At 72.5% G+C, this 11,487-nt stretch carries 8 protein-coding genes; 6 read left to right on the top strand and 2 right to left on the bottom strand.

Annotation, left to right across the window (positions count from 1 at the left end; translation table 11 throughout):
* Positions 1 to 195 precede the first annotated feature (195 nt).
* From mtrA to raiA, 5 genes are all read left to right on the top strand, one after another.
* Positions 196 to 885, top strand: a complete 690-nt coding sequence (gene mtrA, locus ABD52_RS33275) for an MtrAB system response regulator MtrA (protein ID WP_013284210.1) — start codon at positions 196 to 198, stop codon at positions 883 to 885.
* A 70-nt stretch (positions 886 to 955) separates the two neighbouring features.
* Positions 956 to 2,653: an MtrAB system histidine kinase MtrB gene (gene mtrB / locus ABD52_RS33280; protein ID WP_235437629.1), complete on the top strand. Its 1,698-nt coding sequence runs from the start codon at positions 956 to 958 to the stop codon at positions 2,651 to 2,653.
* Positions 2,650 to 4,449, top strand: coding sequence for an LpqB family beta-propeller domain-containing protein (locus ABD52_RS33285; protein ID WP_013284212.1), 1,800 nt, complete (start codon positions 2,650 to 2,652; stop codon positions 4,447 to 4,449). Before mtrB ends, ABD52_RS33285 begins: the two co-directional genes overlap by 4 nt.
* A 7-nt stretch (positions 4,450 to 4,456) precedes the next feature.
* Positions 4,457 to 5,161, top strand: a complete 705-nt coding sequence (locus tag ABD52_RS33290) for a ComF family protein (protein WP_047894349.1) — start codon at positions 4,457 to 4,459, stop codon at positions 5,159 to 5,161.
* 249 nt (positions 5,162 to 5,410) lie between these two features.
* Positions 5,411 to 6,055 carry a ribosome-associated translation inhibitor RaiA gene (raiA, locus tag ABD52_RS33295; protein ID WP_013474120.1) on the top strand — a complete coding sequence of 215 codons (645 nt, stop codon included), beginning with the start codon at positions 5,411 to 5,413 and terminating at the stop codon, positions 6,053 to 6,055.
* Positions 6,056 to 6,098: 43 nt separating this feature from the next.
* Here raiA and ABD52_RS33300 read toward each other — a convergent pair whose 3' ends face one another.
* Positions 6,099 to 7,205 carry a GNAT family N-acetyltransferase gene (locus ABD52_RS33300; protein WP_047894350.1) on the bottom strand — a complete coding sequence of 369 codons (1,107 nt, stop codon included), beginning with the start codon at positions 7,203 to 7,205 and terminating at the stop codon, positions 6,099 to 6,101.
* A complete protein-coding gene (locus ABD52_RS33305; protein ID WP_047894351.1) occupies positions 7,202 to 8,359 on the bottom strand; it encodes a GNAT family N-acetyltransferase in 1,158 nt (385 codons plus the stop codon). Before ABD52_RS33305 ends, ABD52_RS33300 begins: the two co-directional genes overlap by 4 nt.
* Positions 8,360 to 8,528: 169 nt before the next feature.
* Here ABD52_RS33305 and secA point away from each other — a divergent pair, with 169 nt between their 5' ends.
* Complete coding sequence (gene secA, locus ABD52_RS33310; protein WP_047894352.1) at positions 8,529 to 11,429, top strand: preprotein translocase subunit SecA; 2,901 nt, start codon at positions 8,529 to 8,531, stop codon at positions 11,427 to 11,429.
* Positions 11,430 to 11,487 lie beyond the last annotated feature (58 nt).

Genomic DNA, 11,487 nt, shown 5'->3' on the forward strand with positions numbered 1-11,487 from the left:
AGCGGAGGTGGCGGGCGGGGCGACGCCCGGGGGATCATGGTTGCACGGCGGGTCCGCATCCGGTGGACCCGTCCGACCCGGCGCGCCACGCTGGGCGGCCACGCCGACTTGCTGTGGTGCACGGGGCCGCTCGGCGCTACGGTGCCGTGGAGACGCCGAACACTCCAGACGAACGGGGATGGAACGATAAACCCCATGAGAGCCCGGGTACTCGTGGTCGATGACGACCCCGCCCTCGCCGAGATGCTCGGCATCGTGCTGCGCAGCGAGGGCTTCGTGCCGTCCTTCGTCGCGGACGGCGAACGGGCGCTGGCCGCGTTCCGCGACAACCGACCCGACATCGTCCTGCTCGACCTGATGCTGCCGGGCATGAGCGGCATCGACGTGGCCCGCGCCATCCGGGGCGAGTCCGGCGTGCCGATCGTGATGCTGACCGCCAAGAGCGACACAGTCGACGTGGTGCTCGGGCTGGAGTCCGGCGCCGACGACTACGTGGTCAAGCCGTTCAAGCCCAAGGAGCTGGTGGCCCGGATGCGGGCCCGGCTGCGCCGGGGCGAGGACGTGGCGCCGGAGATGCTGACCATCGGTCCGCCCGGCAACCAGATCACCATCGACGTGCCGGCCCACACGGTCAGCCGCGACGGCGAGGAGGTGAAGCTGACGCCGCTGGAGTTCGACCTGCTGGTCGCGCTCGCCCGCAAGCCGCGCCAGGTCTTCACCCGCGAGGTGCTGCTGGAGCAGGTCTGGGGCTACCGCCACGCGGCGGACACCCGCCTGGTCAACGTGCACGTCCAGCGGCTGCGCGCCAAGATCGAGCCGGATCCGGAGCGACCCGAAATCATCCTCACCGTGCGGGGCGTGGGCTACAAGGCAGGCACCGGATAGCCTGGTCAGCACTGTGGTGACCACCCCGCTGCCCGACCCGCCGACCGCCGCGTCCCGCCGGCTCCACGCCGTGCGGGCACTCTGGCTCGCCCTGACCGGCCGGGTCGCCCGGCTGGTGGCCGCGGTGCACCAGGCGTGGCGGCGGTCGCTCCAGGTCCGTGTGGTCACCATCACGCTGGTGGCGTCGAGTCTGCTGGTGGGCGGTTTCGCCTATCTGATCGCCGACAAGATCACGAGCATCCTGCTGGAGAACGCCGAGACCGACGTGCGGCTGCGGCTGAGCAACGGCAGCGAGTACGCGGCCAAGCAGTTCAACCTCTACAGCCAGCCGCAGGAGGCGCAGCTCCAGAACACCATCGACGGCACCGTGAACTACCTGGCCGGCGGGGACCCCACCCAGACCAGCGGCGTGGTGGTGGCGATCACCGCCGACAACTTCGCCGAGTTCATCGAGCCGCGTACCACGCCGGACGTGCCGGTGGGCGCGGTGATCGGCGACGAGCTGCGGGCCACAGTCGCCTCCGGCAAGGTCGCACACCAGATCCGTACCGGCTCGCTCGGCGGCGAGCGGACGAAATACCTGGTCTACGGCTCCCCGGTGCCCACCAAGTTCGGGCAGGTCGAGCTCTACTACCTCGTACCCCTGGCGCGGCAGGACGCGACGGCGGCCGACGCCCGGGCCACGGTGGTCGCCACCGGCGTCGCGCTGGTGCTGCTGCTCGGCCTGCTGGCCGCCCTTGTCACCCGCCTGGTGGTGACGCCGGTACGGGTGGCCGCGCGCACCGCACAGCGGCTCTCCGCCGGCCTGCTCGACCAGCGCATGGTGGTCTCCGGCGAGGACGACCTCGCCCTGCTGGCCGCCTCGTTCAACCAGATGGCGACGAACCTGCAACGGCAGATCCTCCGGCTGGAGGAGATGTCCCGGCTGCAACGCCGGTTCACCTCAGACGTCTCGCACGAGCTGCGGACACCGCTGACGACGGTACGGATGGCAGCCGACCTGATCTTCGCCGAGCGCGACGAGTTCGACCCGGCGGTGGCCCGCAGCGCCGAGCTGCTCCAGGCCGAGCTGGACCGGTTCGAGGAACTGCTCACCGACCTGCTGGAGATCAGCCGGTTCGACGCCGGCTTCGCGGTGCTGGACAGCGAGCCGACCGACCTGGTGCCGGTGGTGCACCGGGTGACCGAGCGGCTGGCCGGGCTGGCCGAGCGGGTCGGGGTGACCATCGAGCTGGACCTGCCGGACACTCCGGTGATCGCCGAGGTCGACCCGCGCCGCGTCGAGCGGGTGCTGCGCAACCTGGTCGGCAACGCGGTCGAGCACGGCGAGGCCAAGCCGGTACGGATCACCCTGGGCCAGGACCAGAGCGCGGTGGCGATCACCGTGCGGGACCACGGGGTCGGCCTCAAGCCGGGGGAGGAGAAGCTGGTGTTCAACCGCTTCTGGCGGGCCGACCCGTCGCGCGCCCGGCAGACCGGCGGCACCGGGCTGGGCCTGTCGATCAGCCTGGAGGACGCCCGCCTGCACGGCGGCTGGCTGGAGGCGTGGGGCGCGCCGGGGCAGGGCGCGCAGTTCCGCCTCACCCTGCCGGCCCGGGCCGGGGACCGGCTCACCACCTCCCCGCTGCGGCTGGTGCCGGCCGACGCCACGGTGCCGTTCGGCGGCCCCCGCGACGGCGGGCTGCCCGCCGTCGGGCCCGGCGGCGGCGTCGCGGCGCTGACCCCCGGACCGGCCGGCGGGGGCGACCACGCGGAGGCGCGGCCGTGAACCGCCGCGTCCTGGCCCTGCTGCTGACCGGCGCGCTGCTGCCGGCCGCGCTCGCCGGATGCGGCATCCCGGACCAGACGGACGTGCAGGTGGACGGCTCGGTGCCGGCCGCCGAGTCCGGGGCGCTCAACGGCAGCCCGGCCCGGCCGCCCGAGCCGGCCGACAGCAGCGAGCCGGTGCCCTTCATCGAGAACTACCTGCGGGCCGCCGCGGCAGGGGAGCGCGACCAGGCGTACGCCCGGGCCCGGAAGTTCCTCGCCGCGGAGGCCCGCGACCTGCTTCCCGGCAAGCCGCAGACCAGCGAGGTCGAACTGACAGTGGTGCGGCTGCGGGAGAAGCCGGAGAGCACGCCGCCCAACAACCAGGGCACCAGCACCGTGACGCTCAAGGTGCAGCAGGTGGGCGTGCTGCGCGCCGACGGCACGCTCGGCCCGCCGGTGGCGAGCGAGACGCAGTACGCCTTCGAGCTGCGCCGGGCCGAGCAGGCCGGTACCGGCCTGCTGATCACCGAGCTGCCGAACGTGCTGCTGGCCAGCGACTCGGCGATGCGCGAGTACTACCGTCCCCGCACCGTCTACTTCTGGAACACCGACCTGACCCGGCTGGTGCCGGACCAGCGCTACCTGCCCTCGTCGGCGCCGACCGAACGCCGGATCACCGAGGTGATGAAGTGGCTGGCCGACCGCCCGTCGGACTGGCTGGCGCCCGGCGTGACCGGGCTGCCCGACGGCACCCAGCTGATCAACAATGCGACCGGCGCCGACGGCCACTGGGAGATAAACCTGAACATGCCGGGCGCCAACGAGCAGCGGCTGACCCGGCTCGGCACCCAGCTGGCATGGTCGCTGTCGGACCTCGACGGCCAGGTCGACCTGAAGATCCAGAACCAGAAGCGGCTCACCGTCGACCTGCGGCGGGAGCGCGTCTCGACAGCCGCCTATCCACGCGGCGGCGATCCGATGCGGTTCGCCGTCTACGACGGCGCCGTCCGCCCCCTGGCGTTCGGCAACGAGTCGCGTGCCGCCGTTCCGCTGCCGCCCGCGGAGAACCGCAACGTGGTCTCCGCGTCGCTCGCCCGCGCCGACGACCAGGTGCTCGCCGCGCTCGTGGTGACCGGGTCGGACAACCGCAGGCGGCTCAAGGTGGGCACCGGTCCGGAACCGGTCGCGATGCTCAGCCCCGGCGACCGTACGTTCCGGGCGATGAGCCGTCCCACCTGGCTGCGGTCGCTGAACAAGGCCCGCCCGGCCGGTCTGGTGGCGGCGGACGGCCGGCTCTACCGGTTCGACGGCGCGGGCCGGATGAGCGAGATCCCGCTGTCCGTTCCCGGGCCGGTGACGGCTGTGGCCGGTTCCCTCGACGGCCACCGGATCGCACTGGCCTCCGGCGGTGCGGTCTTCGTCGCCGCGGTGAGCGTCGACGGTGGCGTGGTCAGCCTCGGACAGCCCCGCCGGGTGACCACGCTGCTCACCGGCGTGACGGTGGTGGACTGGGTGGCGGAGAACGAGCTGGCGCTCGCCGGCAACGAGGCGGACCGGCGTTCGGCGATCCACCAGCTCAGCGTCGATGGTGCCTGGGAGACCCCGCTGGCGGTGGAGATCGGCGCCCCGGTGACCCAGCTCGCCGGGTATCCGGGCGGCGGCGACCGCGGCCTGGCCGCGTTCTCGTTCATGTTCGAGACGGACGGCGCGGCCTGGCGGAACAACCCGTTCGACTACGTGAAGCGGGAGCAGGTGCTCGACGTTCCGTCGGGCAGCCGGGCGACCAACCCGACCGCGCCGTTCTTCCTCTACTGAGCCGTCCATGCGTGACCTGGGTGGGCTCTGGTCGGACCTGACCGACCTGGTGCTGCCCGCCGGGTGCGCGGGCTGCGGCGCGGGATCGGTACGGCTGCGGCACGGCTTCTGCCCCGGCTGCGCGCGGGAGCTGGAGTCGCTGCGTCCCGCACCTGCCCGGCCCGATCCGGCTCCGCCCGGCCTGCCGCCCTGCGTCGCGCTCGGCCCGTACGGCGGCGCGCTGCGCGAGGGTCTGCTGGCGTACAAGGAACGGGGCCGGCACGGGCTGGCCCGGCCGTTGGGCGCGCTGCTCGCCGAGGTGGTCGCGGTGGCGGCAGGGCAACCCGGCCCGGTCACGCTCGTGGCGGTGCCCGACACCGCTCGCGCCGCCCGGGCCCGCTACGGCGACCACCTCGACCGGCTCGTCCGGCCGGCGGCGGCCCGGTTACGCGCGGCCGGCTGGCCGGTACGCGTGCTGCGCCCGCTGCGGGCGCTGCCCCGGACCGACTCGGTGGCGCTGGACAGCGCCGGGCGGGCCGCCGCGGCCGAGGAGGCGTTCCGGTTGCGCCGTCCGTCGGCCGGCCACCGGCCGGGGGAGACCGTCGTGCTGCTCGACGACATCGTCACCACCGGCGCCACGCTGGCGGCGGTGAGCCGGATGTTGCACCGCGCGGGAATGACGCCAAAGGCCGCGGCCGTGCTCGCCGCAACGCAAAAGCGGCACCGTCGGTGACGCTTCGTGTATCCGTTTCACCCCATGGTGTATGAGCTGTTAAATTTCGCGACCGCCTTCGGCAACCAGGGGTGACGGTTGGCCGTACAGGAGTTAGCGTTTCGGTGTCGGGGGTAGTGAGGGTCAAACCTTCCCCCGGCACTGGAAGGAGGCGTAGCCGAACAACACCGGTCGACGCCGAGCGGGGCCCTCCCGGGTGCATCGACCGGATGATCCGGACCGAACGACCGTCCGAACAAGGGAGGTCACGTGGACATCGTGGTCAAGGGCCGTAACGTCGAAGTGCCGGACCATTACCGGGTGCACGTAGCCGAGAAGCTCGCGAAGATCGAACGCTACGACCAGAAGCTCATTCGCGTGGACGTCGAGTTGTTCCACGAGCGCAATCCACGCCAGGCGGACACCTGCCAGCGGGTGGAGATCACGTGCGTGACGCGCGGCCCGGTGATCCGGGCCGAGGCCTGCACGAACGACTTCTACAGCGCGCTCGACGCCGCCATCGCCAAGCTGGACACGCGATTCCGCCGCGCGGCGGACCGTCGCCGGGTACACCGCGGACGGCATGCGCCGATCTCCGTGGCCGCCGCGACCGCCGGCCTGCCGGTTGCCGACCTCGACGGGCCCGGACTGGCGGCGCTCGACGGCCACGGCACCGCCACAGCGGTCGCGGAACGCCCCGACGAGAGCGGCCACACCGAACCCGACGACCAGCCGTGGCACATCGCCCGGGCGAAGGTCCACCCCGCCGAACCGATGACCGTCGACGACGCGCTGTTCCAGATGGAACTGGTCGGCCACGACTTCTACCTGTTCCAGGACAAGGAGTCCGGCCGCCCGAGTGTGGTCTACCGGCGGCACGCGTACGACTACGGGATCATCCAGCTCGACACGTGACCCCTTGACCGGTGAGTACGGGCCCCCGTGCGGGGGCCCGTACTCAGTTCTCGTCGGTGGCCAGCCGGCCGTAGACCACCGAGTCGACACGGGCGCCGTCCGGGCCGGGCAGCCGGCCGCGCAACAGACCCTCCCGCCGGAAGCCGGCCCGTTCCAGCACCCGCTGCGAGGCGACGTTGTCCGGCCGCGTGCCGGCCCACAGCCGGGCCACCCCGATGCCGAACGCCCACCCCGCGACCAGCCGGACCGCTCGGGCCGCCAGCCCGCGCCCGCGCGCCTCGGGCAGCAGGCTGTAGCCGATCATGGCCTGCCCGGTGGCCGGCTCGTCGTAGAACAGCGCGCAGCCGCCGACGACAGCGCCGGTGACCGCGTCGACGATCGCCAGGTCGGCGGCCTCTCCGGCGAGCCAGCGGCTCGCCGCCAGCCGGCAACGGCGCGCGAGCGCCGCCCGCTCCGGCGCCACCGGCGGCACCCGGTTCGCCACCACCTCCGGCAGCGAGTGCAGCCGGTACAGCGCGTCCGTGTCCGCCGGCTCCACCGGGCGCAGCGTCACCACGCCGTCGGTGAGCCGGCCGTCCGGCAGGTCCGGCAGCAACCGGGCGAGCGGCCCGGGCGGGTCGTCGGCCAGCCGCACCCAGGCGATCAGATCCTGGCGTACGCCGTCGCCGTCCGCGCCCGCCGCCCGGCGTACGCCCTCGTGCCGGTAACCGCAGGCGAGCGCGATGCGCTGGCTCGCCACGTTCTCCGTGCGGGTGAGCAACTCCAACCGGGCCGCCCCGGCGGCGAACGCCCGTTCGGTCAGCAGCCGGGTGGCGGCGGTGGCCACGCCCCGGCCGCGCGCCGCCGCTCCCACCCAGTAACCGATCTCGTACGTCGCCCGCTCCGCGCTGAGCCGGGTCAGCCCGATGCTGCCGAGCAGCCGGTCGCTCGCCGGGTCGGCGATCGTGTACGCCGCACCGCCCGCCGCCCACGCCGCGGGCGCGCCCTCGGTGACCCACCAGCGGGCGGCGCCGGAGTCGTACGGGTCGGGCAGCAGGGGCATGAACCGGCGGATCTCCGGATCGGCGCACCCGGCCACCATCTCGGGCACGTCCGCGAGGTGGCACGGCCGCAGCCGTACGCCGTACCCCTCGATCGTCTCCGGCGTCACGCCAGGTCGCCCGGCAGCAGGCCGCCGATCCACACGTCCTGCCGCTCGCCGCGGTGCTGGACGCCGCCACGCAGCGTGCCCTCGACGGCGAAACCGGCCTTCTCGGCGGCCCGCCGCGAGGCGGTGTTGCCCACATTCGCCCGCCACTCGATCCGGGCCAGGCCGAGCGTGGTGAAACCCCAGGCGCACACCGCGGCGAGCGCGGCCGGCAGGTAGCCCCGGCCGCGGGCGTGCGGCGCGGTCATGTAGCCCACGTCGGCCACCAGCGGGTCGTTCGGCAGCAGGCGCAGGTCGATCGACGCGACGTAGCGGTCGTCCGGGTCGGCCACGGCGAACGTCACTGCCGTTCCCCGCGCCCAGGCCGGGCGCACCAGGTCGCGCAGGAAGCCCTCGGCGTGCTCCGGCCGGTACGGGTGCGGCACCGTGGTCCAGCGGATCGTCTGCTCGTCCTGGCAGGTGCGGGTCACCGCGGCCAGGTCGCGTTCCTCCAGCGCGCGCAGCCGCAGTTCGGTGTCGCCTGCGGTGGCGAACAGGACCGGCTGCGGCCGGCCGAAGACCGCCGCGCGGCGGGCCTGGAGCGTGTCCGGGCCGTAGGGGACCGGGTCGCCGGCGGCGGCGACCTCCCCGGGGAGCAGCGAGCCGATCCAGCCCTCGGGCCGGCCGCCGGGGCTGGGGTCGGCAAGCCGCAGCTCACCCTCGATCCGGAAGCCGGCGCGCAGCGCGACCAGCCGGGAGGCGTGGTTGCCGATCTCGGCCTGCCAGGTGAGCCGGCGCAGCTTGAGCGCGTCGAACGCCCAGCGGGCGAGCGCGCGGGTGGCGCGGACCGCGACGCCCCGGCCCCGGGCCCACGGCGCGGTCCAGTAGCCCACCTCGGCCGACTCCCGCGCGCGGTCGACGGAGACCAGGCCGAACGAGGCGAGCAGCTCACCGGTGCCGGCGTCGCAGACCGCGAAGAGCGCACCGGTGCCCTCGGCCCAGGCGGTGGCGCTGATCGTGGTGACGTACTCGCTCGCGTGCTCCGGAAGGTACGGGCGAGGTACGGTGGTCCAGCGCTGGATGTCCGGATCCTGGCAGGCACGGTGCACCGCGTCGGCGTCCTCCGCGCGCCACGGGCGCAGCAGCAGGCCGTCCTCGATGATCTCGACAGGCTCCATTCGAGCCATCGTGCCGGATCGTTCGCGCACGGCGTAACCCGATTAGCGGCCGGTGGCGCACGGTCGCGGCGTTATGTCGGGTTCCGGAGCCCGGACCGCCGCCACCAGTGACCATCGTCGCGTCGGAGCGCCTACGATGGTTCGAGACCGTCTAGGGGAGCGTTGATCCGTGTCGATTCTGGAAAAGTTCCTTCGCGCCGGCGAGGGCCGCATGGTGCGTCGGCTGAAGGCCATCGCTGCCGCCGTCAACTCGATCGAGGACGACTACGTCAACCTCAGCGACGACGAGCTGCGCGCCATGACCGACCAGTTCAAGGAGCGGCTCGAGGATGGCGAGACCCTCGACGACCTGCTGCCCGAGGCGTTCGCGGTGTGCCGGGAAGCCGCCTCGCGGGTGCTCGGCCAGCGCCCCTACGACGTCCAGGTGATGGGTGGCGCGGCGCTGCACTTCGGCAACATCGCCGAGATGAAGACGGGTGAGGGCAAGACGCTCACCTCGGTCATGCCGGTCTACCTGAACGCGCTCGCCGGCAAGGGCGTGCACGTGATCACGGTGAACGACTACCTGGCCGAGCGCGACGCCGCCTGGATGGGCCGCGTCCACGAGTTCCTCGGCCTGCAGGTCGGCGTGGTGCTGCCCAACCGGCCCGCCAGCGAGCACCGCGCGGCCTACGAGTGCGACATCACCTACGGCACCAACAACGAGTTCGGCTTCGACTACCTGCGCGACAACATGGCCTGGTCGAAGGACGAGCTGGTCCAGCGCGGCCACTTCTTCGCCGTGGTCGACGAGGTCGACTCGATCCTGATCGACGAGGCGCGTACCCCGCTGATCATCTCCGGTCCGGCCGAGCACTCCGCCCGGTGGTACCAGGAGTTCGCCGCCGTGGTGGCCCGGCTCCAGCCCGGCACCGACGGCGAGGGCGACTACGAGGTCGACTACGCCAAGCGCACCATCGCGATCACCGAGCGCGGCGTGGCCAAGGTGGAGGACCGCCTGGGCATCGACAACCTGTACGAGTCGGTGAACACCCCGCTGGTCGGCTACCTGAACAACGCGATCAAGGCCAAGGAGCTCTACAAGCGCGACAAGGACTACATCGTCAACGACGGTGAGGTCCTGATCGTCGACGAGTTCACCGGCCGCATCCTGCACGGCCGCCGCTACAACGAGGGCATGCACCAGGCGATCGAGGCCAAGGAGGGGGTGGAGATCAAGCAGGAGAACCAGACGCTCGCCACCATCACCCTCCAGAACTACTTCCGCCTCTACGAGAAGCTCTCCGGCATGACCGGTACCGCCCAGACCGAGGCGGGCGAGTTCAACAAGGTCTACAAGGTCGGCGTCGTGACCATCCCGACGCACCGGCCGATGGTCCGGCTCGACCGGCCCGACGTCATCTACAAGACCGAGAAGGCCAAGTTCAACGCCGTCGTCGAGGACATCGCCGAGCGGCACGTGCAGGGCCAGCCGGTGCTGGTCGGCACCGTCTCGGTGGAGAACTCCGAGATCCTGTCGCACATGCTGCGCCGCCGCGGCATCCCGCACTCGGTGCTGAACGCGAAGTTCCACGCCAAGGAGGCGGAGATCGTCGCGCAGGCCGGGCGCAAGGGCGCGGTCACCGTCGCCACCAACATGGCCGGCCGCGGTACGGACATCCTGCTCGGCGGCAACCCCGAGTTCCTCGCCGCGAACGAGCTGCGCCAGCGCGGGCTCGACCCGGTCGAGCAGCCGGAGGAGTACGCCAAGGCGATGGAGGAGATCCTCCCGACCTGGAAGCAGGCGTGCGACGTCGAGGCGGAGGAGGTCGCCGCCGCCGGTGGGCTCTACGTGCTGGGCACCGAGCGGCACGAGTCCCGCCGGATCGACAACCAGCTGCGCGGTCGCGCCGGCCGGCAGGGTGACCCGGGTGAGTCCCGCTTCTACCTGTCGCTCCAGGACGAGCTGATGAAGCGCTTCCGGGCCGGCGCGGTCGAGGCCGTGATGGACCGCTTCAACATCCCGGAGGACGTGCCCATCGAGTCGAAGATGGTCACCCGCCAGATCAGGAGCGCCCAGGCCCAGATCGAGGGCCAGAACGCCGAGATCCGCAAGAACGTCCTCAAGTACGACGAGGTGCTGAACAAGCAGCGCCAGGTGATCTACGCCGAGCGCCTCCGGGTGCTCAACGGCGAGGACCTGTCCGACCAGGTCCGCAACATGATCGACGACGTGGTGACCGCGTACGTGGTCGGCGCGACGAGCGACGGCTACGCCGAGGACTGGGACCTCGACCAGCTCTGGTCGAGCCTGAAGCAGCTCTACCCGGTGGGGATCACCGTCGAGGAACTGGAGGAGGAGGTCGGTTCCCGCTCGGGCATCGACCAGGACTTCCTGCTCGCCCGCCTGAAGGAGGACGCGCACGCCGCGTACGACAGGCGTGAGGAGAGCCTCGGCGAGGAGGCGGTGCGCCAGCTCGAGCGCATGGTCCTGCTCCAGGTGATCGACCGTAAGTGGCGCGAGCACCTCTACGAGATGGACTACCTCCAGGAGGGCATCAGCCTGCGGGCGTACGCCCAGCGCGACCCGGTCATCGAGTACCAGCGCGAGGGCTTCGACATGTTCGCCTCCATGATGGACGGCATCAAGGAGGAGACGGTCGGCTTCCTCTACAACCTGGACGTCCAGGTCGAGGAGGCGGAGCCGGAGGCCGAGGAGGTGCAGCTGCTGGAGAAGCCGGTGGAGATCCGGGCCAAGGGTCTCAACCGCGCGCCGCAGCAGCAGGGCCTGCAATACTCCGCGCCCGCCGTGGACGGCGAGGCCGGCCGAGGTGCCCCGGTGATCGAGCGGCCCGAGCAGCAGGCGCCGGCGCTCGGCATCGGCCAGCAGTCCTCGGAGCGCCCGGCCGCCTCCACGCCGCGCCGTGCTCCGGCCGGGGCGAGCGGCCAGGCTGTGGCCGCCAGCACCGCCCGGCGGGCCGCGCCCGGCCAGGTCGACGGTGGCGAGGGCCCGTCCCGTAACGCGCCCTGCCCGTGTGGCTCGGGCCGCAAGTACAAGCGCTGCCACGGCTCGCCCAACGGCGGCAACTGACCCCGAACACCCACGACGGGCCCCGGCCACCAAGGCCGGGGCCCGTCGTGGGTGTTCG

The sequence above is a fragment of the Micromonospora sp. RV43 genome, from assembly GCF_001029515.1.
Classification (GTDB): Bacteria; Actinomycetota; Actinomycetes; order Mycobacteriales; family Micromonosporaceae; genus Micromonospora; species Micromonospora aurantiaca.

Coding starts and splice junctions, on each gene's coding strand:
- mtrA (WP_013284210.1), top strand. CDS start 196: ATGAGAGCCCGGGTACTCGTGGTCGATGACGACCCCGCCCTCGCCGAG.
- ABD52_RS33290 (WP_047894349.1), top strand. CDS start 4,457: ATGCGTGACCTGGGTGGGCTCTGGTCGGACCTGACCGACCTGGTGCTG.
- ABD52_RS33305 (WP_047894351.1), bottom strand. CDS start 8,359: ATGGAGCCTGTCGAGATCATCGAGGACGGCCTGCTGCTGCGCCCGTGG.